This window comes from Aeromonas sp. 5HA1 (assembly GCF_029237245.1).
Lineage (GTDB): Bacteria > Pseudomonadota > Gammaproteobacteria > Enterobacterales > Aeromonadaceae > Aeromonas > Aeromonas salmonicida.
Genome location: NZ_JAACFW010000012.1, coordinates 68,431 through 92,403, shown reverse-complemented (window position 1 = coordinate 92,403; position 23,973 = coordinate 68,431). Strand labels below are relative to the sequence as shown.

The 23,973-nt window shown below is 56.7% G+C and carries 19 protein-coding genes; 7 read left to right on the top strand and 12 right to left on the bottom strand.

The window, feature by feature from the left end:
* Positions 1 to 45: 45 nt before the first annotated feature.
* The gene (locus GWQ27_RS12585) at positions 46 to 564 is read right to left on the bottom strand and encodes a sigma-70 family RNA polymerase sigma factor (protein ID WP_275907503.1); all 519 of its coding nucleotides are present in this window, start codon (positions 562 to 564) and stop codon (positions 46 to 48) included.
* 240 nt (positions 565 to 804) lie between these two features.
* Here GWQ27_RS12585 and GWQ27_RS12580 point away from each other — a divergent pair, with 240 nt between their 5' ends.
* Entirely contained in the window at positions 805 to 2,934 is a 2,130-nt protein-coding gene (locus GWQ27_RS12580; RefSeq protein ID WP_275907502.1) for a condensation domain-containing protein, read from the top strand.
* A 45-nt stretch (positions 2,935 to 2,979) separates the two neighbouring features.
* On the opposite strand, the gene basC is transcribed toward GWQ27_RS12580, so the two are convergent.
* Entirely contained in the window at positions 2,980 to 4,302 is a 1,323-nt protein-coding gene (gene basC / locus GWQ27_RS12575; protein WP_275907501.1) for a putative histamine N-monooxygenase, read from the bottom strand.
* A gap of 63 nt (positions 4,303 to 4,365) precedes the next feature.
* The gene (locus GWQ27_RS12570) at positions 4,366 to 8,739 is read right to left on the bottom strand and encodes an amino acid adenylation domain-containing protein (protein WP_275907500.1); all 4,374 of its coding nucleotides are present in this window, start codon (positions 8,737 to 8,739) and stop codon (positions 4,366 to 4,368) included.
* Positions 8,740 to 9,074: 335 nt separating this feature from the next.
* Here GWQ27_RS12570 and GWQ27_RS12565 point away from each other — a divergent pair, with 335 nt between their 5' ends.
* Entirely contained in the window at positions 9,075 to 9,326 is a 252-nt protein-coding gene (locus GWQ27_RS12565) for a phosphopantetheine-binding protein (RefSeq protein WP_005319564.1), read from the top strand.
* Positions 9,327 to 9,484: 158 nt separating this feature from the next.
* On the top strand, positions 9,485 to 10,654 hold the full coding sequence (locus tag GWQ27_RS12560; RefSeq protein ID WP_275907499.1) for a histidine decarboxylase: 1,170 nt from the start codon (positions 9,485 to 9,487) through the stop codon (positions 10,652 to 10,654).
* 101 nt (positions 10,655 to 10,755) lie between these two features.
* Here GWQ27_RS12560 and mnmE read toward each other — a convergent pair whose 3' ends face one another.
* From mnmE to GWQ27_RS12520, 8 genes are all read right to left on the bottom strand, one after another.
* Complete coding sequence (mnmE, locus tag GWQ27_RS12555; protein ID WP_275907498.1) at positions 10,756 to 12,117, bottom strand: tRNA uridine-5-carboxymethylaminomethyl(34) synthesis GTPase MnmE; 1,362 nt, start codon at positions 12,115 to 12,117, stop codon at positions 10,756 to 10,758.
* Positions 12,118 to 12,204: 87 nt separating this feature from the next.
* Entirely contained in the window at positions 12,205 to 13,851 is a 1,647-nt protein-coding gene (gene yidC / locus GWQ27_RS12550) for a membrane protein insertase YidC (protein WP_017411499.1), read from the bottom strand.
* Between the two features lie 5 nt (positions 13,852 to 13,856).
* Positions 13,857 to 14,105: a membrane protein insertion efficiency factor YidD gene (yidD, locus tag GWQ27_RS12545; protein ID WP_010635605.1), complete on the bottom strand. Its 249-nt coding sequence runs from the start codon at positions 14,103 to 14,105 to the stop codon at positions 13,857 to 13,859.
* Complete coding sequence (gene rnpA / locus GWQ27_RS12540) at positions 14,072 to 14,431, bottom strand: ribonuclease P protein component (protein WP_275907497.1); 360 nt, start codon at positions 14,429 to 14,431, stop codon at positions 14,072 to 14,074. The genes yidD and rnpA overlap by 34 nt, the downstream gene beginning before the upstream one ends.
* The gene (gene rpmH / locus GWQ27_RS12535; protein ID WP_005307156.1) at positions 14,431 to 14,565 is read right to left on the bottom strand and encodes a 50S ribosomal protein L34; all 135 of its coding nucleotides are present in this window, start codon (positions 14,563 to 14,565) and stop codon (positions 14,431 to 14,433) included. Before rpmH ends, rnpA begins: the two co-directional genes overlap by 1 nt.
* Before the next feature lie 269 nt (positions 14,566 to 14,834).
* Entirely contained in the window at positions 14,835 to 15,569 is a 735-nt protein-coding gene (locus GWQ27_RS12530) for an amino acid ABC transporter ATP-binding protein (protein WP_111588806.1), read from the bottom strand.
* A 12-nt stretch (positions 15,570 to 15,581) separates the two neighbouring features.
* Positions 15,582 to 16,250: an amino acid ABC transporter permease gene (locus tag GWQ27_RS12525; RefSeq protein ID WP_087756815.1), complete on the bottom strand. Its 669-nt coding sequence runs from the start codon at positions 16,248 to 16,250 to the stop codon at positions 15,582 to 15,584.
* Positions 16,251 to 17,009, bottom strand: a complete 759-nt coding sequence (locus GWQ27_RS12520) for an amino acid ABC transporter substrate-binding protein (protein ID WP_005319547.1) — start codon at positions 17,007 to 17,009, stop codon at positions 16,251 to 16,253.
* A gap of 311 nt (positions 17,010 to 17,320) precedes the next feature.
* On the opposite strand from GWQ27_RS12520, the gene dnaA reads away from it, so the two are divergent.
* The 4 genes from dnaA (at position 17,321) to gyrB (ending at position 23,394) form a co-directional block, all read left to right on the top strand.
* Positions 17,321 to 18,691 (top strand): chromosomal replication initiator protein DnaA, encoded by a 1,371-nt coding sequence (gene dnaA / locus GWQ27_RS12515; RefSeq protein WP_005319544.1) that lies wholly within the window; start codon positions 17,321 to 17,323, stop codon positions 18,689 to 18,691.
* Between the two features lie 82 nt (positions 18,692 to 18,773).
* Positions 18,774 to 19,877: a DNA polymerase III subunit beta gene (dnaN, locus tag GWQ27_RS12510; RefSeq protein ID WP_005319542.1), complete on the top strand. Its 1,104-nt coding sequence runs from the start codon at positions 18,774 to 18,776 to the stop codon at positions 19,875 to 19,877.
* A gap of 2 nt (positions 19,878 to 19,879) precedes the next feature.
* Positions 19,880 to 20,983, top strand: a complete 1,104-nt coding sequence (recF, locus tag GWQ27_RS12505) for a DNA replication/repair protein RecF (protein ID WP_011898202.1) — start codon at positions 19,880 to 19,882, stop codon at positions 20,981 to 20,983.
* Entirely contained in the window at positions 20,980 to 23,394 is a 2,415-nt protein-coding gene (gene gyrB, locus GWQ27_RS12500; RefSeq protein WP_275907496.1) for a DNA topoisomerase (ATP-hydrolyzing) subunit B, read from the top strand. The genes recF and gyrB overlap by 4 nt, the downstream gene beginning before the upstream one ends.
* Positions 23,395 to 23,581: 187 nt before the next feature.
* Here gyrB and GWQ27_RS12495 read toward each other — a convergent pair whose 3' ends face one another.
* Positions 23,582 to 23,959, bottom strand: a complete 378-nt coding sequence (locus GWQ27_RS12495) for a VOC family protein (protein WP_275907523.1) — start codon at positions 23,957 to 23,959, stop codon at positions 23,582 to 23,584.
* Positions 23,960 to 23,973 lie beyond the last annotated feature (14 nt).

The window sequence follows — 23,973 nt, the reverse complement described above, 5'->3', positions numbered from 1 at the left end:
TGCGGATAAAAACCTCAAATGAATCTTTTTACGACAGAAGAAAGTTCAGCGTCCCGCGTCTGATTCGCACTGGTGACAGGTCTGCAGGCCAAGGGCTATGTACTTCTCAACGGAAGAGACCGAGACCTGCAGTTCGGTTGCTATGTCCTGGTAGCCCATACCATTGAGCCTCGACAGCAGCAGTGCCTGGCGGATCTTGGGTGGCTTGCGCTGCAACGCCATATCGACAGCGCCCAGGGCTTCGCACATCAGTGCACGGGTCTCTTCGGAAGGTTCCCTGAGTGCAGGTTGCTGGGTTTGGCGTTCGAGATAGCGGGCTTCCAGACTGCGGCGGCGATAGAGATCGATCAGTTTGCCTTTGGCTATTTGCATCAAATGACGGCGCGATTCGCTGGCCGCGGGAATATGGCCCTTATTGATGAGGTGGAGGTAAATATCGTGAGCCAAATCCGCTGCATCGTACGAATTTCCCAGCTTGCGGCGGAGCAGGCGACAGAGCCATCCATGATTGTCCCGATATAACGTCTGCCACTGTTCCTGCAAGGAGCAAGCATCCCTCTCCACGGCTCTTTTCTCCCGAATACAGTGTTTTTCTTTTTGATAATGAAAATCTATATGATAATCATTTACAAGATATCCTGTTCGTAGATATCAAGCAATGCTCTTCACTGACTCTGACAGCAGGGGAGCTATCTCAGTGGTTTTTGACAGAAAAACCGGCATAACCCAATGGTCATTATTCACAATTCAGCAAGGAGGCCACTCTTGCCACTATGTTACTCCGAGGTATTGCCCGAAATACCTGTGAGCACTTATGAAGAAAATATCTGGTTGTTGCAACAACAGCATCCGGAGCAAGTCATCAAGCACCTGGAAGTCTGGCGGCTGGATGACAAGGTCGATATTTCATTGCTCACTCTGACTATTCAGTCATTAATAACGGCCTTGCCGGATTTGAATTCCCGCTATCTCTTCAGTGATGAAGGAGACCTTTATAAATACAGGGTTGATGGCTGGTATCCCTGTCTGGAATTTATCCGGTTGTCTTCGGGGGACCTCGATGACAACCTTGGCGCCCTTCATAAGTCGCCCTGGGATTCTGCCAGCCAGCCGCCGTTCAAGGCATTCATTATCCATGTAGAACAGGGTGTTATATTCGCATTGATGTCTCATCCCATACTGGGGGAGGCGTGTTGTCTGAGCGCGCTGGTGGCCAGATTGCGTGATGAGTACGGCGCCCTTGCTCCGCATCTGCCTTCTCTGGAAATGACAAAGCTATCGATAAACTCAGGCGTGTTAGCACCTGAAATTACCAATAACCAGACGGAACACACGGAAAGGGACAAGTTGGCGCTTATTTTACTTGATGAGTTTCGTATTGCTTTATCCAGCCCTGACATGACGCTTAATGATGACTTCTTTGATTTTGGCGGCCACTCATTGCTGGCTACGCGCATTATTGGCAAGTTGCAGAATCGTCATGGTATTGAGTGCCGTTTCAATGATTTTTTTGAGTCGCCTTCTGCGGCTGCCCTCGCTAAAAAGGCAATATTGAATAGCCCGCCTCAGCAAATACCTTCACGTGTTGTTGAAAATACCAGCCAGCAGGCGCCACTCGCGTTGGCACAAGCGTCATTGTGGCGAGCCTATGCTGCCCATGATTTTGGCACCATCTTCAATCTGCCCTTTGCGCTGGATTTTATTGATGAAGTTGATGAAACGTTTTTTTTACAGGCATTTACAGACCTGATAAAACGCCACCCCAGTTTGCGAACGACTTTCCATGTGCAAGACGGTCAGGTATTCCAGCGTATTATTCCCGTTGAACATTTGGGCCAATATCGGTGGTTCTGGCACAGCGCTGAAAGCGGAGGTGTCTCCCTGGCCAATGAGGCGACCTATCAGTTCGATCTCTCCCGTGAGCTGCCGATCCGTATCCGTTTCATTCGGGATGTGGCGACTGGCCGTCAGCACCTCTCATTCCTGGTTCATCATATGGTGGTGGATGAGTGGTCCATCAACCTCATGATGGAGGATCTCGCCAGCGCTTATATTGCCCGTGCGGCAGATCAGGCGCCGGTATGGGCCACGCCAGCGCTCGATTTTCACGGATTTGCACGGCAGCAGGCAGAGCAGGGCATCAACCCCCGGCACCTGGCGTACTGGACCCGGATGTTGCAAGGTGCTGCCGACGAGCGGCGAAAGCAGCGGCTATGTGCTCCGTCCGAGGGCCAGGGTTCTATCGCGGCGCAATGGCTGGAGCTCAAGCTCGAGCAGGGGAGTCTCGACAGTTTGTATGCCTTCGCCAGAGGCCATGACTCTTCGCTCTTCAATCTGGTGTACACGGCGATTGCCGTATCCCTGCACAAGCTGGATGGCCTGAACGAGATCGTCATAGGGACCTCGGCATCCGGGCGTACCGATCCGGCATTCTTTGATACGGTGGGTTACTTCACCACCATGGTGGCGCACAGGGTCGAGTTCGATGAGCAGGAGTCTTTCGGCAGTCTGTTGAGGACGGTTACGCATACCATCAATGACTCCATGTCCTACGCAGACATCCCGCTGGAGCAGATCCAGCAAGGGCTTGGCATGACGGCGGCAGAGGGTCTCCTGTTCGATGTCTATGTCCAGATTCACGCCAATAATGCCTTGAACGGGCGCTTGCCTACCCCTGCCGGTGAGGGGATCCGCTACCGACAGATTGATCCTGACAAAACGGAGTCCATGTTCGGGTTGCAGTTCGAGATCATGGAGGATGTGCTGGAAGGGGAGCGCAGATTGCGGCTGGTGATCACCTATAGCGCCGAACGCTACAGCAGGGATTGGGTCGATGCCCTTTGCGTTGTGCTGAACCGGCTGTTCGGACTGATGACAAGTACCGGTACGAGTGCATGTCGACTGGCTGATCTGGCACTGCAAAAGGAGGCATAAATAGCATTTTGCCCCCTGTCAGCCGACAGGGGGCAGAACACAGGGCTAGGAGGTTGGTAGCCCATAGTGCTGGAAGGTTGAGGTTCGGGGCAGGCGATACTGCTCCCGACCAAGCAACTGATTGATGATATGTGCATTGCGGTTGGGGCCTATGCCCAGATCCGGTGAGCCCACCCCATGCTGAAATATTTCGGCATTCTGAACAAAGATCCGCCCCTGTCCTCTGTCGCAACGACGGGCCGTGAAATCTGGCTGGACTATGCAATCCCCCTGCTCATCAACGGCCAGGACTGTGCCTTTGAGCCGTTCAAACCACGCTGGCCACGCATGGGCATAACCGGTTGCGGCGACGATGGCGTCGGTCTCCAGTGTGCAGTGCTGATCCAGCTGGGTGTGATGGCAGCTCATGCGCAGGGCGCCCTGGCCATCCAGTTCTTCCACTCCTTCGATGGTGCAATGTGAGTAGAGCACCAGGCCTGGCGTCTCTCCGCCGATGGATCTCTCATAGAGCAGATCAAAAATCTCGCCAATGGTCGAGAAGCTGATGCCTTTGTAGAGCAACCCTTGCTCCGCCACTATTTCCCGGCGCCGCTCTCTGGGCAGAGTGTGGAAGTAGTGCATGTAGGCGGGGGTGAAGCACTCCTGTCCCAGCTTCGAATATTCCATGGGGTGAAAACCGGCCGCCCGGGTGATCCACTGAATGGAGGCTCCGGCCCGGACCTGTTCCGGGGTCAAGGCGCTAAAGAGCGCCAATACGCATTCGGCGGCACTCTGTCCCGAGCCAACGACAGTCACCCGCTTGCATTGCGAAAGCTGCTCCCTGGCATGCATGAACCGGGCTGAATGCATGACGAGAGGATGTTGGCATTCCCGAGCCCAGTCGGGCAACCAGGGGGTGGTGCCTATGCCGATCACCAGATCGCGGCTGCTGTAGCGCTGTACGGCTCCGGTTGAGGATGTGCTGTCGATGAGAAACCTCTCCCTGGTGTCGTCATAGCGGACATCGATGACCTCTTCGCCAAAGTGACAGCTCGTTAGCTGCTGCGCGGCCCAGCGGCAGTAGTGGTCATATTCCCGTCTCGGTATCAGGAAGTTATCGTAGTAATAGAAGGGGTAAAGCCGATCCTGCTGGTGCAGGTAGTTGAGATAACTCAGGGGGTGGGTCGGGTCGGCCAGTGTCACCAGATCGGCCAGGAAGGGCACTTGCAGTGTGGTGCCCGGTAGCAGCAACCCCTCATGCCAGCGAAACGCAGGTTTGCGCTCGAGAAATACCCCCGTCACTTCACTGTGACGGGAGAGCAGGGCTGCCAGCCCGAGATTGAAGGGCCCGATGCCAATACCGGTCAGGTCAACGCTTGTGATATCCATAAAAAACTCCGAGGGAATGACAATGAACCCCAGGGGAGTGCGCTCTCCCCGAGGCTTGATAGGTCAGGAACCGGGGGACCTGAGCAGGACTTCCACATCCGCTGCATTGCGGCAGCGCAGCAGTTGTCCCGGTGACAGGGCTTTGGAAAAGTGCTCACCCAGGCGTGCCGAGATGACCTTGAGGTGTTGGGGACGCAGCCCCAGGCTGGTGAAGTCGAGCTGACTGCTCATCCCTTCATTCCGGACCTGTCCCAGCACCTCCAGATAGATATCGAGCACGGCGCCGCCATCCGTTGCACCAGCACCCACTGTGGCCTGTGGTGCCGATCCCCCCTTGTCTGATGAGGTCAACCTGCTGCGTGCTGCGCGCCGATCCAGCTTGCCATTTTGTGTCAGCGGCAGGCTGTCAACCTGGATAAAGCGCGTCGGCACATGGGAGGCTGGCAGGTGTTGCTTGGCATGCTCGCGTAACGAGATGATGGAGACAGTTTCCCCATGCTTGCCCACATACAGGGCCCCGATACAGAGTTCCCCCTGCTGCTCGGCGCCGTAGTCCACCACCAGTACATGGGCAATGGCCGGGTGCTTGATGAGCTCGATTTCGATATCAGGCAATGAGACGCGCACGCCACGCACCTTGATGTAGCCGTTCACGCGGCTGTCGAACATCAGGGTGCCGTCAGCCCGATAACGGCCCCGATCGCCGGTACGAAACGCCCTTGTCTCCTCACCGGAGCCTGACGCAAGGGTGACAAAGTCCTGCTGTGTCAGCTCGCCATCTTCCAGATAGCCGAGCGCCAGGTTCACCCCTGTGGTATGGATGCGACCGGCAACCCCGGTCGGGCAGTGTTCCCCCCTTTCATTGAGCAACCAGTAGCCGTTGTCCGGCAAGGGCGTACCGTACGGTATCTTGTCCTGATCCCTGACGCCGATCTGGTGCCAGATACTCCAGATGGTGGTTTCGGTCGGTCCGCCCAGTGACGCCAGGCGGGCCGACGGCAGCCGCTTGCGAAGTTCGGCTATGATGCCGGGTTTGATGTAATCCCCCCCTTGCGCGATCAGCCGCAGGCTCGTCAGCCCCGTTGCCTGACTGCAGGAGAGCAACATCTCGAGCATGGCCGGTACAGAGCACCAGAGGGTGACGCCATGCTGCTCCACCAGCTGATTCCAGCGCACCGCATCTTTTTCGGCCCCCGTTTCCGGTTGTACTAGGGTGGCGCCAGCGCTCAGGCAACCGAACACATCGAAGACCGACATGTCGTGGTGCAGCGGAGTGACCGAGATGAATACATCGTCAGGGGTGACCTGCCATGCCTTGAGCGTGCTGCCGATGACATTGGCCGTGGCCCTGTTGTTGAGCACCACGCATTTGGGCTTGCCGGTCGTCCCCGAGGTGTAGAGGTAGTAGGCCGGCGCCAGGTGTTGGGAGCGCCCGACCCAGGGGGTGCCGCAGACATTGTCGTGGGGAGACGCCAGCAGCGCCGCCGGAGTGACAGTGGGGTCGTCAGACTCGAGCCCGTCTGCACAGATGATCAGGTCAGGTCGGCAGTTCTCCAGCAAATAGAGCAGCCTCTCTATGGGGGAGCAACTGTCTATCGGTACCCAGACCACGCCGCTCAAGGCGCAGGCCAGGGTAGCCATGGTGTGCTCCGGGCTGCGGGGCAGACAGATGGCGACGACCTTGCCTGCCGTGATCCCCGCTCTTTCGAACGCCCCCATGATCCGCAAGACGCTGTCGCCGAGAGTGCGATAGCTGATGCGGCGATCCCCCTGTATCAGGGCAATCTTGTCATTGCCGGCATCGAAAAGGTGCGCAGCCATACGCTCGAGGAAGGGGTCCGTGTCTGCCCCTGTCTCGTCACTGTTATGGCGATAGTGGCCCGTATCAATGATTGCGCTGGCATCAATATCAAACAGGCCGGAGGTGACGATATGGCGGCTTGCCTTGTCCAGCGCCGTGAGGATGTCGCACACCAGGTCACTCTCTATTGCTTCCCGGGCATAGTCGATATCCAGTATCAGGGCGCCATCCGCGCGGCTCGAAAAGCGAATGTCCATCGCCACCTGCGGGGTCTGGGTCAGTCCGGTGCACAGGGTCATTGTGCTGCTGGCGGTGGCTGTTGGCCAGGAGAGTCCATTGGTGATGACAATGGGCAGCGCCGGGCCTGTGCCCCGGGTTTCAAACAGCTGACGGGCAATATCCACCCCGGAGAAGGCCAGATGCTGCAACCCTTCCATCACGTCGTTTTGCAGCTGGTTTGCCCTGTCGATCAGCGTGTCCCTGGCCCCACACCACTTGACGGCGATGAAGCTGGATCGGTTGGCAAGCGGGCCTGAGGGCAGGGGGGCGACCGGAATGGCGACACACAGATCTCCCTCGTCGAGCCAGCGGGACAGCACATCCAGGATCAGGGCCATGATGGTGGTGTTTTTGAAAAAGTGCTGTCGGGAGCCCAGTTTGCAAAGCTGGGTGAAGAGGTCAGGGGGGATGATCAGGCTCTGTCGCTCGTAACGAGCGGTAGGGATCTGATCCAGTGGCTGCTTCCATGGCAGCCGGGGGGCCCCGTCCAGCCCGGCGAGTTTATGCGTCCAATACCGGGCATCAGCCTTGCGCAGCTCAGGGCTCACGGGGGCGTCCTGAGCCGCAGTGATGGAGGGCATGTCGGGCTGATGATCCTCGAACAACTCCAGCATCAGCGCCGCGATCGAGCGCCCGTCGAGGATGAGCGCATCGAAGCGAGCGAAAACAACATGCTGGTCATCCGGCAAATGGAACAGGGTCAAGTTCCAGGGGGCATGCTCGAGACTGAAGAGTGCGTGGGTATAGTGGTTGCGATGCAGCTTGAGCCGTTCTTGCGTCGTGCTGGCAGAGAGGTGGCGCAGGTCGATCTCCTCAAGGTTGAGCCTCTCCTCGTCACTGACGTACTGGATTACTCTCTCGGGATCGACAAGGGTGCGCAAACTCTCGTGGCGTTTGACCATGGCGTGCAGTCGCTGCCGCAGCGTCGCCGGATCCAGTCGCCCGCAGTATTCCCGAAACTCCTGCATGGCGACTCCCCCGAGTGGGAACTGGGTGGTGCGACCCAGCAGATAGGCTCGCTGCAATGGTGTCAGAGGTGTTTCCATCAGAGGCTTTTGTGGTGTCAGCGCTTGGTCAAGGGTGGCTGGATTGGTGGCCACTGTGCGAACCTGAGTGACGAAATCGTTGAACAACCGGGTGATCCAGGCTTGCGGCAGTGCATCCAGGCGAATGTCCCAGTTGATCAATATGCCGCCATCAATACGGACAACTTGTGCATCCAGTGCGACCTGAGGTCCCTGGGAGATGACCCAGTTCATGGAGCCAAACACACTGTGAACCCGTTCGGAAAACAGCTCGCCACCATCCAGATCCAGCGCTGCCGTGAACACCACTGGGGCTAGCTGGGCTGCACCATGGTGGCGGGAGAGATCGCGCATCAGGCTGACACCTGAGTAGCTGCCATGACTGAGTCGTTCCGCCATCTGGCTTGCCAGTTGATGGCAGAGCCCTGCGAGAGTATTGGCAGAGGTCATGTCGACATCAAGGATGGTCAGATTGGCGAACTCCCCGACGATTTTTTCTGTCCCCTCAATCACGGGCTGGCGCCAGAAGAAGGGCAGATTGAGACGAAATCTCTTGTCGCCCGTGGCCATGCCGAGCTGATGGGCAAACAGCCCCAACATCAGGCTGGAAGGCGTCATTCGTCTGTGTCGGGCCAACTGGATCAGGGTTTGACGCTCTTTGGGGGAGAGCCATGCACTGAGGCTGTGGCTATCGGGGGATGAAGCAGCATGTGCTGGCGCTGGCAGCGAGGGGGCCGGCGCTATCTGTGACAGCCTGCTGCGCCACCAGGATCTGTCAGCCATTCTGGCTGCTTGCTGCACGGGATCCTGATTGATTGCATCGCACCAGTCGAAGAAGGCTGGAGGGGTTTGCCGTGGCGAGTCCGGGCATTCATAGAACAGCGCCAGGTCTTCCATCAGCACGCGGAAGCTGGAGGGATCGACCGCTATCATGTCGGTATCGATATGCAGCCTGCATGCATCCTCCCCCAGAAGTGATACCGAGAAACGCGCAGCTTGCCCCCGGGCCAGGTCAAGGCGTTGATGTGTCCACTCCTGGCGCTTGCGCCTTAGTGCTTCCCCCCGTTCTGCATCACCCAGCGTCTTGAAGTCATCAACCTCAAGGCGTTGTGATGGTGCCATTTCAGCCACTGTCTGCATGCCGTCAGGGGTTATCCGAAGTCGCAGCATGGGGTGTGCTCGATATACATGTTCAATGGCGCGGCCCAAGCGTTGCAGGTCGAGGGCATGGCAATCGAACTCGGCGTAAAGATGTGCAGAAACCTCACCCAGTGCTGAGTGATTGCCTCGGCCAATCCAGCAAGCCGCCTGCATGGAAGTCAGTTCTCTCATATCTCGCTCGTAATGTTGACAAGGCCATTCATTTGGTTCTTTATATATTTACGGATGAGAATGGTTTTCATTTCAAGTTTATTTTATTGAGTCAACCTGTATGGGGGGGAGGCAAGATAGTCTGCAACGGATCTACTGCGGAATGGTTTAAGGTGTGCGCTGAAATGCGGGACAAGTATTTTCCAACTCCATTATCCCGAGCGAAAAATAGTCATGACAGATGGCAGGCTTATATCCCTGCTCAATGTGTGGAGGCGTTAGGCCCATAGTTATGATGTGGGTATTTGTGTCTGCTGTTATTTACAATGACATCAACAATATGAGGCTGGTTTCACATGACCAATCCAGAGATGATTAGCCATCAATGGCTACAAGAGCGCGTACAGCAACTTATTGAAGACAATGACACAGAGCTGGATCTGGAAGAGAGCCTTATTTTATATGGGCTAGACTCTTTGCGAGTAATGCGATTTGCTGCTGAACTTAAAGAACGCAACATCCATGTCAGTTTTGAAGATCTGATAAAATCACCAACATTGGCTAGCTGGCGGGAGTTGATTGCCAATCGACAAGCCATTGCAAGATAACCGTAAATTATAGTTTTGACAGCAAGAGTCCGCGTGATTTTATTAATGGTTGCTTCACCGCCATCCCTTACGATTAATCATCGGCAACTTGATAAATCAAGATGCGGATTGCCAAACTACACCACCAAATGTGCAGGCATGCCTGCATAGCGCTAGCCATGGGTATGATAATGGGTTTGTCATCAGAAGATGCCGGGAAAATAGAGTCGTTTTGGCGGTATTGTGTGCAGCATCAATATTTCAATATCGGTTATCCAGAGGCGGCTGACTTTGACTACTCCGCTTTAAACCGTTTTCTAAACTTCTCTATCAATAACTGTGGTGATTGGAGCCAGCAGAGCAACTACCTTCTCAACTCCTTTGATTTTGAAAGAGAGGTGATGCAATTCTTTGCAACCCTGTTCTGCATTCCTTTTGAGCAAAGTTGGGGTTATGTGACCAACGGTGGTACTGAGGGGAATATGTTCGGATGCTATCTGGCCCGCGAGTTATTTCCTGAGGCAACATTATATTACTCAAAAGATACACATTATTCGGTTGCAAAGATCATCCGACTATTGAGAGTAAAGTCATGTATGGTCGATTCACTGCCTAATGGCGAGATAGATTATGATGACCTGATCAATCGGATTCGACTGGATGGAGAGCGTCACCCTATTATATTTGCCAACATAGGGACGACGATGACAGGGGCGACAGACAATATTGCCACCATTCAAAGACGCTTGAAAAAAATAGGAATCACCAGGGGGGACTATTACTTGCATGCCGATGCGGCATTGAGTGGCATGATCTTGCCCTTCATCGACAACCCTCAACCTTTCTCTTTCGCCGATGGCGTCGACTCGATAAGTGTATCGGGTCATAAAATGATCGGTTCTCCCATTCCCTGCGGGGTTGTCCTGGCCAGACGCAAGCATGTCGAGCATGTCTCGGTTGAAATAGATTATATCTCGGCATGTGATCAGACAATCAGTGGCTCGCGCAATGGCTACACCCCGCTACTGCTATGGATGGCAATAAAAAGCCGATCATTTTCAGACTGGCGTCAGCGAACGCAGCACTGTCTTGATATGGCCCAATCTGTCATCGAGCGTTTTCACGCCAAAGGGATTCATGCCTGGCGCAATCCAAATTCGATCACTGTGGTTTTCCCAAAGCCTGCTGACCATATATGGAAAAAACACTGTCTGGCCACATCAGGGAAAATATCACATATCATCACCATGCCTCATCACACCGGGAAGGAAACCCTGGACAGGGTGATCAATGACATTGCTCTGGATGGAGAACCTGGCCGTGGTTTGGCGCATGCGTTGACTGTCTGATAGCACCAGAGTCGACGGCCTTGCCATGATGGACACGGTTGCAGGGCGAGAGCCAGCTCTCGCCCTGTTTTCTTGCGTTACTCTGGCTGCTTCTCGCTAGATTACTTGCCGATGCAGAAGCTGGAGAAGATGCGACCGAGCAGATCGTCGGAGCTGAACTCGCCGGTGATCTCGGACAGAGACTCCTGCGCCAGACGCAGTTCTTCGGCCACCAGTTCACCGGCGACATAGATTTCCAGCTGATCTTTGGCCACCAGCAACCGCTCGGCGGCGCGCTCCAGCGCATCCAGGTGGCGGCGGCGGGCCATGAAGCCCCCCTCGGTGTTGCCCTGGAAGCCCATGCAGGCTTTCAGGTGCTCGCGCAGGGCGGGCAGCCCCAGTTCTGTCTTGGCTGAGATGCGGTAGACGGCGTGGCCCAGTTCCTGGCTTGGAGCGAGATCCTCGCCGGTCAGGTCAGCCTTGTTGCGCACTACCGTGAGGCCGATGTTTTTTGGCAACCGATCAACAAATTCCGGCCAGATTTCCCGCGGGTCGATCGCATCGGTCGTTGTGCCATCCACCATAAAGAGCACACGGTCGGCTTGCTCTATCTCGGCCCAGGCACGCTCGATGCCGATCTGCTCTACCTTGTCCAGGGTATCGCGCAGGCCGGCGGTATCTATGATGTGCAGCGGCATGCCATCCAGGTGGATGTGCTCGCGCAGCACGTCGCGGGTGGTGCCGGCAATCTCGGTGACGATGGCTGACTCGCGTCCGGCCAGGGCGTTGAGCAGGCTCGATTTGCCTGCGTTGGGACGACCGGCGATCACCACCTTCATCCCTTCCCGCAGCAGGGCGCCCTGTTTGGCTTCACTGCGCACGCCGTCCAGCTCAGCCATGATGGCGTAGAGATCGCCTGCCACCTTGCCGTCGGAGAGAAAGTCGATCTCCTCGTCCGGGAAGTCGATGGCGGCTTCCACATAGATGCGCAGCCGGATCAGGCTCTCCACCAGTTGCTGGATTTTGCTGGAGAACTGCCCCTGCAGGGAGTGCATTGCGCTGCGGGCGGCCTGTTCGCTGGATGCTTCAATCAGATCGGCGATGGCCTCGGCCTGGGCCAGATCCAGTTTGTCGTTCATGAAGGCGCGTTCGCTGAACTCGCCGGGACGGGCAGGGCGCAGCCCCTTTATCTGCAGGATACGGCGCACCAGCATGTCCATGATGACGGGGCCGCCGTGGCCTTGCAGCTCCAGCACATCTTCGCCAGTGAAGCTGTTGGGGGCCTTGAACAGCAAAGCTATGCCCTGATCCAGCGGTTGGCCTTGCTCATCCTTGAACGGCAGATATTCGGCATAACGGACCCGGGGAAGCTTGCCGAGCACTATCTCGGCGATCTGTTCGGCGGCGGGGCCGGATACCCGGACTATGCCAACGCCGCCACGGCCGGGCGCGGTGGCCTGGGCCACGATCGTATCTGTTGTCATCTTGCTTGGCTCGTATGTTCGGTAATTGGGGACATTGTAATAAAAAAGGCGGCCCTAAGGCCGCCTCTTTTGTCATCAGGGGGAAGATCAGGTGCGGGTATGCAGCCCTTTCTTCTCCAGCTGACGATAGATGATGGTCTGCTGGGTAATGGAGATGACGTTGCTCACCAACCAGTACAGGGTCAGGCCAGCCGGGAACCAGAGGAACATGAAAGTGAAGATGATCGGCATGAACTGCATCACTTTCTGCTGCATCGGGTCGGTAATGGTGGTCGGACTCATCTTCTGCAGATACCACATGGAAGCACCCATGAGGATTGGCAGTACGAAGAAGGGGTCCTTCACTGACAGGTCGGTGATCCACAGCGCGAACGGTGCGTGACGCAGCTCAACGGATTCCATCAGTGCCCAGTACAGAGCGATGAAGATAGGCATCTGGACCAGGATAGGCAGACAGCCACCCAGCGGGTTGACCTTCTCCTTCTTGTACAGCTCCATCATGCCCTGGGACATCTTCTGGCGATCGTCACCGAAGCGTTCCTTGAGCGCGGCCAGCTTGGGCTGGAGCATGCGCATCTTGGCCATGGAGGTGTACTGGGCCTTGGTCAGCGGGAACATGATACCGCGCACCAGCAGGGTCAGCATTATGATGGCCACACCCCAGTTATGCACAAAGCCCTGGAACACGGTCAGCAACCAGTGCAGCGGTTGGGCGATGAACCACAGCCAGCCGTAGTCGACGGTCAGGTCGAGGTGGTTTGCCACCTTGGCCATCTGGTCTTGCAGCTTGGGACCCACCCACAGCTTGCTGGTCACTTCGGCCTGCTGGCCGGCAGCTACGTCTACCAGCGGCGCCTTGTAGCCAATGATGGCCTGGTCTTTACCAGGGATCACGCGGCTGTAGAAGCTGTTGGTATCGTCGGCATTCGGTGCCCAGGCAGAGACGAAGTAGTGTTGCAGCATGGCGACCCAACCACCCTTGGTGGTTTTGTTCAGGTCGGCATCCTTCATCTCGTCGAAGGTGTACTTCTTGTAGCGGCTCTCCTCACTGGAGAAGGCGCCACCACGGTAAGCACTTGCTACCATGGCGTGACCTTCCTGATCCTTGGGTGTGGTCACGGTCTGTTTCAGCTGACCGTAGAACTGCACCTGGACCGGCTCGGCAGATTTGTTGTCGATCTTGTAATCGACGCCAATTGCATAGTCACCGCGCTTGAGCACGAACTCTTTGGTGAAGACCACACCCTTGCTGTCGGTCCAGGTCATCGGAACGACGACTTGATCCTGACCATCGGCCAGCTGGTAGCTGGTCTGGGCGGCTTCATAGGTGGGACGACCCTGGGCCTGGCTGTCAGGACCATCGCGACCCACCAGGCCGCTTTGGGCGACATAGAGGCGGTCAGGCTGACTGGTCAGCAGGACGAAGGATTGATCCTTGCCCTCTTCCAGTTTGTGAGCCAGCAGCTCGGCAGAAACAATGTCACCGCCCTGGGTATCCAGGGTCAGCTTGAGCACGTCGGAGGAGACGGTGATCAGCTTGCGTGCGGCGTTTGCGTTGGCTTGCTCGGAAACCTGAGGAATATCACCGGTCTGACCGGCTTCAGGTACGAAATGTTCGGTTTGGGCCACGGTAGTCGGGGCCGGCTTCGGAGCCTTGTCGGACTCCCACTGTTGCCAGAGCAGAAAGCTCACGAACAGCAAACCGATCAGGATAAGATTGCGTTGTGATTCCATAGTCTTCAGTTTCTTCGCTTTGGTTGCGGAACCGGGTCATAACCACCCTCGGATAAGGGATGGCATTTTAATAGACGTTTGCTGGCTAACCAAACGCCTTTTATGAAACCGTGAAGTCGGATGGCTTCTATCGCAAATTGGGAACAAGTTGGCGTGAAACGGCAGCGCGGCCCCAGCAGGGGACTAATGATTAGCTGATACAGGCGTATCAGTTTGACAGCTACCCATTGCAACGGCGTGACAGAGTGCGCCATAGCTTTTCCAGTAACTTGAACAGCTCCTCGTTATCCATCTCTTTGACGCCGCCCTTGGCAATCACGACTAGGTCGATAGCGGGCAGGCTGGCTTGATTGAGACGGAAGCTTTCCCGGACCACTCGTTTGACACGATTACGCCAGACGGCACGCTTGAGTGCTTTTTTGGGCACAGCGAGGCCAAGACGGGGATGTTCGAGAGTATTGGGACAGGCGAGAAGAGTAATTTGCGGAGAAGCGGCCCGGACAGGCTCGGCGAAAACGCGTTTGAAGTGTTCGGGAGTTAACAGACGTAACTCCCGAGAGAAGGTGTGCGGCGTTGGCATTAAACTACCAGACGGGCACGACCCTTGGCACGACGAGCGGCCAGAACTTTACGACCGTTGGCAGTTGCCATGCGGGCGCGGAAACCGTGAGAGCGCTTGCGCTTCAGGTTGGACGGTTGAAAAGTACGTTTCATGATTCGATTCCGTATTTCTGTACAGTTTTGATTGTCACACTTAGCCGACGCGCCAGCTATAGCGTGTGACGACTAGCAAAAGAGGCCGAATTCTAAACAGAGTTCGGCTTTTAGTCAATCCGCCGTTCCCTCTCATCTTGCCCTGACTCATCAATAAGCAGGAGAAGCTGACAGGATCCGGAGGATCAAGGGCTCCGGATTATACTGGCAACCCGGGGTTAAACAAGGATCCTCCAATAAAAAAGGCGGCCAGGCCGCCAAAGAGAGAGCTATTTAAGGACTTTTCGCAAGAACTCCCGGGTGCGGGGATCCTTGGGATCGACCAATATCTGATTCGGCGGGCCCTGTTCCACGATCCGGCCCCCCTCCATGAAGATCACCCGATCGGCAACATCACGAGCAAATTCAATCTCATGGGTCACCACCACCATGGTCTGGTGCTGGCGTGCCAGCTCCTTCATCAGGCCAAGTACCTCGTCGACCCACTCGGGGTCGAGGGCCGAGGTGGGCTCATCGAACAGAATGACCTTGGAGTGAGCCGCCATGGCGCGGCCGATGCCGACCCGTTGCTGCTGTCCGCCGGAGAGAGACGCCGGGTAGGCATCCTGCTTGTCGGCAAGCCCTATGTCCTTGAGGATGCCGAGGGCTGTGGCGCGGGCCTCAGCCTTCGGCTGCTTCCAGACGGTGATCAGCCCTTCGGCTATGTTGTCGAGCGCCGTCTTGTTGGCGAACAGGGCGTAGTTCTGGAACACGAAGGAGGCGCGCTTGCGCAGCTCTATGGCCTGCTGCTCGCTGGCATTGGCCAGATCCAGCTGCAGATCATCGATGGCAAGGGTGCCTGCATCCGGTGTCTCAAGCAGATTCAGGCAGCGCAGCAGAGTCGACTTGCCGGTACCGGAGGGGCCGATAATGACCACTATCTCCCCCTTCCTGACCTCCAGATCTATGCTGTTGAGCACCTTGTTGCCGTGAAATGCCTTGGAGAGGCCTGTTAATTTGATCATCGCAGACTTCCTTTAATAGGCACGGTTCAGGCGCACTTCCAGCAGGTGCTGCAAGCGGGTGAAGATGATGACCACCACCCAGTAGACCAGGGCCACCGCCATGAAGCTTTCGAAGAACTTGAAGGAGGAGGAGGCTTCCATCTGCGCCTTGCCCATGATCTCGGCCACTCCCAGGGTGAATGCCAGCGAGGTGCTCTTGATCATGTCGATGAAATAGTTCATCAGCGACGGGGTCGCTATGCGTGCCGCCTGCGGCAATATGATCCGCCGCATAGCCTGATAGCGGCTCATGCCGATACTGAGCGCCGCTTCCATCTGACTCTTGTGAATACCCAGGATGGCGGCACGGATCGACTCTGCCATGTAGGCGGCGAAGTGCAGGGTCAGGCCGACGATGGCGGCGGTAAAGGCATCCATTCCCACGAAGACGGGGAACAGTTGCGGCAGTCCGTAGTAGAGCAGGAACAGCTGAACGAGTAGCGGTGTACCCCGAAAGAACGAGATATAGAGCATCGCCAGCCAGTGGATCACGGGGATGCGAAACACCCGCACTATCGCCAGGGTCAGCGACAGTACGAGTGCCAAGACGAATCCCCACAGGGCCATTTCCATCGTGGTGCCCAGGTATTTGAGCAGGATGGGGAACAGCCCTAGTGTGTACTCGAGGTCAAATTCCATCATTTATTTGTCGGTGATGTCAGCTGCGAACCATTTCTCGGAGATTTGACGCAGGGCACCATCTTTTCGCATGGCGGTCAGGGCGTCGTCGACCTTCTTCAGCAGAGCCTGCTTTTCAGGCGTCTTCAGGAAGGGCAGGGCGTTCTCAATGGTCTCGAACGGTGCACCAGCCTGTTGCAGCGGCAGCTTGGATTCCTTGATCAGCTGGGCGGTGGAGACGCGGTCCATCACGAAAGCATCGATGCGACCCAGGGCGACATCCTGCTCGAAGCTGGAGTCATAGGTGCGGATATCGATCTTCTTGTTCGGGTCGTTCTTGCGCAGCAGCTCTTCGAAGTTGGAACCCAGGTTGACGGCAACCGTCTTGCCTTCCAGATCCTTGATGCCGTGGATGGTGCTGTTGCCCTTGCGGACCACTATCTGGGCGCCGTCATAGACGTAGGGCTGGGAGAAGGCGTACTTGGCCTTGCGCTCGTCAGTGATGGTGATCTGGTTGGAGATGGTATCGACGCGGCCGGTTTCCAGCATGCCGAACAGGCCGGAGAAGCTGGCGGTCACGAACTCGACCTTGTAGCCGGTGCGCTCACCGATCTGGTTCCACATATCCACCTCGAAGCCCTGCAGCTTGTCCTGCTTGACGAAGGTGAACGGGAAATATTTGCCGGACATGCCGACCTTGATGGTTTCCTGGGCGATGGCTTGACCGGACAGGGCGGCCAGCAGAATGGCGGCACCGGAGACCAGCTTGATGGATGATGTCATGGGGATTCCTCTCTCTGTTGTTCTGTATTTTTAGTTGTAATGACTGGATTTGCGTTGATGTTATTGGAATAAAACCCAAAGAATAAATGATATTTGGTTATATAAAATAACCGGTTAAGGTCAGGATCCCCGGGGCCGTCCGGGTGGGATCAGGCTGTGGGTAACTTTGGGGATGAAATCAGATTCATCGGTGCTGGATCCTTGAAAGTCAAGGATCTTATTTGCCGGATCCACGAGGTGGCGGCTAGAGATCCAGCCGCTAAAAACGTAGAATAGCCGGTCTTTAGTTAATCAATTGACGGGAGTTTAGAGTGACTGCTTCGCTATGGCAGCAGTGCCTTAACCGGCTGCAAGATGAGTTGCCCTCGGCAGAATTCAGCATGTGGATCCGGCCGCTTCAAGCGGAGTTGAGTGACAATACTCTGACCCTGTATGCACCGAATCGCTTTGTTCTGGACTGGGTACGAGACAAGTATCTCATCCGGGTTAATGGCATCATCAATGAACTCTGTGGGGTCGATGGCCCCACCCTGCGTTTTGATATAGGTAATCGTCCCCATCCCGTTGCGATCGCAAGAGCGCCGGCGCGGGGTGCTGCGCCTGTGAATAACTTGCAGAAGAGCTGGGAAAGCAAGGCTGACGCCAAGCCTGAGCCGAACCACAAGAGCAACACCAACGTGAACTATACCTTCGAGAACTTCGTCGAGGGTAAGTCCAACCAGTTGGCCCGTGCGGCTGCCCGTCAGGTAGCCGACAACCCGGGTGGCGCTTACAATCCTCTGTTCCTATATGGCGGCACCGGTCTGGGCAAAACCCACCTGCTGCATGCCGTTGGCAACGCTATCAAGGAGCGCAAGAAGGACGCCAAAGTCATCTACATGCACTCCGAGCGGTTTGTGCAGGATATGGTGAAGGCGCTGCAGAATAACGCCATTGAAGAGTTCAAGCGTTATTACCGTAGCGTCGATGCCCTGCTCATCGATGACATCCAGTTCTTCGCCAACAAGGAGCGCTCTCAGGAGGAGTTCTTCCATACCTTCAATGCGCTGCTTGAAGGTAACCAGCAGATCATCCTGACCTCGGATCGCTATCCGAAGGAGATCAACGGTGTCGAGGATCGTCTCAAGTCCCGCTTCGGCTGGGGCCTGACGGTAGCGATCGAGCCGCCGGAGCTGGAGACCCGCGTCGCCATCCTGATGCGCAAGGCGGATGAGAACCAGATCCACCTGCCGGACGAAGTGGCCTTCTTCATCGCCAAGCGTCTGCGATCCAACGTTCGTGAACTGGAAGGCGCTCTCAACCGGGTGATCGCCAACGCCAACTTCACCGGCCGTGCCATCAATATCGATTTCGTGCGCGAAGCGCTGCGCGACCTCTTGGCATTACAGGAGAAGCTGGTCACCATCGACAACATCCAGAAGACGGTGGCTGAGTATTACAAGATCAAGCTGGCGGATCTGCTGTCCAAACGCCGCTCACGCTCCGTTGCCCGTCCGCGTCAGCTGGCGATGGCACTGGCCAAGGAGCTGACCAACCACAGTTTGCCGGAGATAGGTGATGCCTTTGGTGGCCGTGACCACACTACCGTTCTTCATGCCTGCCGCAAGATAGAGCAGCTGAAGGAGGAGAGTCACGACATCAAGGAGGACTATTCCAACCTGATCCGAACCCTCTCTTCCTGATATGACGGTGAGTGGACAGATGCAGCGCGAATATTCCAACCTGATCCGAAACCTTTCGTCCTGATAACAACGGAGAGCACAGATGCAGCTCGAAATTAGCCGTGAGGCCCTGTTACGTCCTCTGCAACTGGTGTCCGGTGCCCTGGGTGGCCGGCCGACCCTGCCGATCCTCGGCAATGTCCTGCTTGATGTCAGCCAGGGTCTGCTGTCGCTGACCGGGACTGACCTGGAAGTCGAGATGATAGGTCAGGTCTATCTCAATAATGAGAGCCAGGATGGCCGCACCACTGTGCCGGCGCGCAAGCTGCTGGATATCTGCCGTGGCCTGCCGGAAGGGGCGGACATTCGCCTCAACACCGAAGGCGAGCGCCTGATCATCCGTTCCGGTCGTTCCCGTTTCAACCTGTCGACCCTGCCTGCCAGTGAATATCCGAATATCGAGGATTGGGAATCCGTGCTCGAATTCGACATTGGCCAGCTGGAGTTGAAGAAGCTGATCGATGCGACCCAGTTCTCCATGGCGAGCCAGGACGTGCGTTACTACCTGAACGGCATGCTGTTCGAGAGCGAGGGCCACGGTCTGCGTACCGTGGCGACCGATGGCCACCGTTTGGCCACCTGCCGTCGCGAGGTAGTGGAAGAATCGCTGCCCGATCATCAGGTTATCCTGCCCCGTAAAGGTGTGCTTGAGCTGGTGCGCTTGCTGGAAGCGGAAGACAAGCCGGTAAGGCTGCAGATTGGTCGCAGCAACCTGCGCGCCGCGCTGGACGGCTTCATCTTCACCTCCAAGCTGGTGGATGGCCGCTTCCCTGATTGGCGTCGGGTTATTCCGCGCAACAGCGACAAGGCCCTGATTGCCGGTCGTGAGGATCTGCGTCAGGCATTCGCCCGCGCCGCCATCCTCTCCAACGAGAAATTCCGTGGGGTGCGTCTCAATCTGCAGGAAAACCTGCTGCGCATTACCGCCAACAACCCGGAACAGGAAGAAGCCGAAGAGCTGCTTGACGTACAATACGAAGCCAGCGAGATGGAGATAGGTTTCAACGTCTCTTATGTGCTGGACGTGCTGAATACGTTAAAATGTGACCAAATTCGGATTAGCCTGAGCGATTCCATCAGCAGTGCCATTATTGAGGATTTTGATCATCAGGATGCTCAGTACGTGGTGATGCCGATGCGGATCTAGTCGTGTCTCTGGTCAAACTCCAGCTCAGCGACTTTCGCAATATCCAGCAGGCCAGTCTCAAGCTGTCCCCCGGTCTCAATATCCTGGTCGGGTGCAATGGCAGCGGCAAGACCAGCGTGCTGGAAGCCATTCACTATCTTGGTCTCGGTCGCTCCTTTCGTACTCACCTGACCGGGCGGGTTATCCGCCAGGGGGAGCGGGCCTTTACCCTGTTTGCCCAGTGTGAACTGGAGGGGCGTCAGGTGCCCATCGGGCTCGCCAAGGACAAGAGTGGCGAGACCCAGCTCAAGATCGCCGGGGCTCAGGCCCAGCGACTGGCCGATCTGGCCGAGCTGTTGCCGGTGCAGTTGATCCATCCCGATGGCTTCAACCTGCTGACGGGCGGGCCCCAGGCTCGCCGGGCCTGGCTGGATTGGGGCGTTTTCCATCAGGAACCGACCTTTTTCTCCCTGTGGGGACGAGTGCGGCGTCTGTTGAAACAGCGCAATGCGCTGTTGCGCCAGAGCACCCAGTATCGCCAGTTGGCGTTCTGGGATCAGGAGCTGGTGCGGCTCGGGGGTGAACTGGCCGAGTTTCGCGCCAGTTATTGTCAGGCCATTACGCCCCTGATCAAGGAGATGACGGCAGATTTTCTGCCCGAATTCGACATCAGTCTCGGTTTCTATCGGGGCTGGGAGAAAGATACCCCCCTCGGCGACTTGCTGGAGGCGGGGTTTGAGCGGGATCGTACGCTGGGTTACACAGGGGTAGGCCCACAGAAGGCCGATGTGCGACTCAAGGCGAACGGTGTGCCTGCTCAGGATATTTTGTCCAGGGGTCAGCTGAAGTTGTTGGTCTGTGCCATGCGACTGGCCCAAGGGCTCTATTTGAATCAACATAGCAGCCGTGGCTGTATTTTTTTAATTGACGATTTTGCCTCTGAACTGGATGTCGACAAGCGCCGTTTGCTGGCCACAAGGCTGAAGCAGTGCGGTTCTCAGGTGTTTATCACCGCCATCGACACCGGTCAGCTCGCAGACATGATGGATGCGAATGACTGCAAGTTGTTCCACGTGGAACAAGGCAAGATCTCCGAAACGTTAGAGAAGGCAGAGAGTAAGCTATGAGTGAAAATACTTACGACTCCTCGAATATCAAAGTACTGAAGGGCCTGGATGCGGTCCGGAAGCGCCCGGGGATGTACATCGGCGATACGGATGATGGCTCAGGTCTGCACCACATGGTGTTTGAGGTCGTCGATAACTCCATTGACGAGGCTCTTGCTGGCTACTGCTCCGATATTCTGGTCAAGATCCATTCCGACGGTTCCGTATCCGTGCGTGACAATGGCCGGGGTATCCCGGTAGACATGCACGAGGAAGAGGGCCGCTCCGCCGCAGAAGTCATCATGACTGTGCTGCACGCCGGCGGTAAATTCGATGACAACTCCTACAAGGTGTCAGGCGGCCTGCACGGTGTGGGCGTCTCAGTTGTTAACGCCCTCTCTGACAAGCTGTTGCTGACCATACGTCGCAACGGCCATGTCTACGAGCAGACCTATCACCTGGGCGAGCCTGTGGCGCCGCTCAAGCAGATTGGCGACAGCAGCAGCGGCACGGGTACCGAAGTGCGCTTCTGGCCGAGCCCGACCATCTTCACCGATACCCTGTATCACTATGAGATCCTGGCCAAGCGTCTGCGTGAGCTCTCCTTCCTCAACTCCGGTGTCTCCATCCGTCTGCAGGACGAGCGTGATGGCCGCGAGGTGCATTTCTGCTATGAGGGCGGTATCAAGGCGTTCGTTGAATACCTGAACCAGAACAAGACCCCGATCCACCCCAAGGTATTCCACTTCTCCACAGAGCAGGACGGCATCGGTGTCGAAGTCGCCATGCAGTGGAACGATGCCTATCAGGAAGGGGTTTACTGCTTCACCAACAACATCCCGCAGCGGGATGGCGGTACTCACCTGGTGGGTTTCCGTACTGCGCTGACCCGTACCCTCAACACCTATATGGACAAAGAGGATTACAGCAAGAAGGCCAAGTCGGCCGCCAGCGGCGACGACGTGCGTGAAGGTCTGATTGCGGTCATCTCGGTCAAGGTACCGGATCCCAAGTTCTCCTCCCAGACCAAGGACAAACTGGTCTCTTCCGAAGTGAAGACCGCCGTTGAACAGGCGATGGGTGAGAAGCTCGGCGAGTTCCTGCTGGAAAACCCGGGCGATGCCAAGATCGTGGTCAACAAGATCATCGATGCGGCCCGTGCCCGTGAAGCGGCCCGCAAGGCCCGCGAACTGACTCGCCGCAAGGGTGCGCTGGATATCGCCGGTCTGCCCGGCAAGCTGGCCGACTGCCAGGAGAAAGACCCGGCCCTCTCCGAACTCTACATAGTGGAAGGGGACTCTGCTGGCGGTTCCGCCAAGCAGGGTCGCAACCGGAAGAACCAGGCCATACTGCCGCTCAAGGGCAAGATCCTGAACGTGGAGAAGGCCCGTTTCGACAAGATGATCTCCTCGCAAGAGGTGGGCACCCTGATCACAGCCCTGGGCTGTGGTATCGGTCGTGACGAGTACAACCCGGACAAGCTGCGTTACCACAACATCATCATCATGACGGATGCTGACGTCGATGGTGCGCACATCCGTACCCTGCTGCTGACCTTCTTCTATCGTCAGATGCCGGAAATCATCGAGCGTGGCTACATCTACATAGCCCAGCCGCCCTTGTACAAGGTCAAGAAGGGCAAGCAGGAGCAGTATCTGAAAGACGAAGATGCGCTGCTGCAGTACCAGACTGCCATGGCGCTGGATGGTGCGACCCTGCATGTCAACGAGTCTGCGCCGGCTATCGGTGGTGAGGCACTGGAGCGTCTGGTCAACCAGCACCGCGCCGTGTCTCACCTGATCACTCGCATGTCCCGCCGCGCTCCGGATGCCGTGCTGACCCAGCTGATCTATCAGCCTGAGTTGAACGAAACCCTGCTGGCCAGTGAAAGCGAGCTGCTGGCCTGGTGCCAAGGCATGGAAGCCGTGCTCAACGAGAGCAACCACGGTATTCAGTACCAGATCCAGGTGCGTCGTGACGAAGAGCGCAGCCTGTTCGTGCCGCACGCCGTCGTGCGTCAGCACGGGGTTGACCGTGAATATGCGATCAGCTACGACTTCCTGCAGTCCTCCGAGTACCGTCAACTGGTCTCGCTGGGCAAGGAGATTGCGAACCTGATCGAGGACGGTGGTTTCATCAAGCGTGGCGAGAAGGTCAAGCCGATCGCCAACTTCGTGGAAGCGGTCGACTGGCTGATGGGCGAAGGCAAGCGTGGCATCTACATCCAGCGCTATAAAGGGTTGGGCGAGATGAACCCGGATCAGCTGTGGGAAACCACCATGGATCCGGAAGCCCGTCGCATGCTGCGCGTCACCATCGACGATGCCGTTGGTGCAGACCAGCTCTTCTCCACCCTGATGGGTGATGCCGTTGAGCCCCGTCGTGACTTTATCGAGACCAACGCCCTGCGCGTGGCCAACCTCGACGTCTAATCGACGCAGTCAGACAGCAAAAAGCCGCTCCTTGTGAGCGGCTTTTTTACATCTGCAGTCAGGGGATCGCACTATCCGTTTCCCATCGGGATGGCGACCAGCCCTGGATTATCTCGGATCGTCATGGATGTTACACGTGAAACACAGTGCTGACCATTGCCAACCAAACACTTGTGATTGTTTATCATCAGCCCAGCTCGGGCGCCGGGCAGTAGAGACGCAGGCGATGGCCATCCGGATCGAGCGCCATGCCGGTGTAGCCAAACTCCATCTTGGTTGGCTGCTGGAGTATGGTCAGGCCGCGAGCCCGCCACTCGGCCAAGCCCATATCGACACTGGCTTCATCAGGCAGAGGGAAGGCCAGCTCCATGGCGCCTGCACTCTGGGTAACGGCGGGCTCTACTGTGGCACGGGACCAGAGCGCCAGCCTGGCGCCCGACTCGAACACGAACATGGCAAAGGTGGGAGACTCTTCGACTGGCGGATGGCCAAACAGCTCGCGATAGAAGAGGGCGCTGCGAGCCGGATTTGCGACATAGAGAATGGTGAACTGTGGGACTAACAACATGGTAACGCTCC

Bases quoted from the DNA above. Each gene is read 5' to 3' on its own strand.
- rpmH (WP_005307156.1), bottom strand. From the start codon at position 14,565: ATGAAACGTACTTTTCAACCGTCCAACCTGAAGCGCAAGCGCTCTCAC.
- mnmE (WP_275907498.1), bottom strand. From the start codon at position 12,117: ATGACAACAGATACGATCGTGGCCCAGGCCACCGCGCCCGGCCGTGGC.
- GWQ27_RS12565 (WP_005319564.1), top strand. From the start codon at position 9,075: ATGACCAATCCAGAGATGATTAGCCATCAATGGCTACAAGAGCGCGTA.
- GWQ27_RS12525 (WP_087756815.1), bottom strand. From the start codon at position 16,250: ATGATGGAATTTGACCTCGAGTACACACTAGGGCTGTTCCCCATCCTG.
- gyrB (WP_275907496.1), top strand. From the start codon at position 20,980: ATGAGTGAAAATACTTACGACTCCTCGAATATCAAAGTACTGAAGGGC.
- GWQ27_RS12520 (WP_005319547.1), bottom strand. From the start codon at position 17,009: ATGACATCATCCATCAAGCTGGTCTCCGGTGCCGCCATTCTGCTGGCC.
- GWQ27_RS12560 (WP_275907499.1), top strand. From the start codon at position 9,485: ATGGGTATGATAATGGGTTTGTCATCAGAAGATGCCGGGAAAATAGAG.
- GWQ27_RS12530 (WP_111588806.1), bottom strand. From the start codon at position 15,569: ATGATCAAATTAACAGGCCTCTCCAAGGCATTTCACGGCAACAAGGTG.
- GWQ27_RS12570 (WP_275907500.1), bottom strand. From the start codon at position 8,739: ATGAGAGAACTGACTTCCATGCAGGCGGCTTGCTGGATTGGCCGAGGC.
- yidC (WP_017411499.1), bottom strand. From the start codon at position 13,851: ATGGAATCACAACGCAATCTTATCCTGATCGGTTTGCTGTTCGTGAGC.
- yidD (WP_010635605.1), bottom strand. From the start codon at position 14,105: ATGGCGCACTCTGTCACGCCGTTGCAATGGGTAGCTGTCAAACTGATA.
- rnpA (WP_275907497.1), bottom strand. From the start codon at position 14,431: ATGCCAACGCCGCACACCTTCTCTCGGGAGTTACGTCTGTTAACTCCC.
- basC (WP_275907501.1), bottom strand. From the start codon at position 4,302: ATGGATATCACAAGCGTTGACCTGACCGGTATTGGCATCGGGCCCTTC.
- dnaN (WP_005319542.1), top strand. From the start codon at position 18,774: ATGCAGCTCGAAATTAGCCGTGAGGCCCTGTTACGTCCTCTGCAACTG.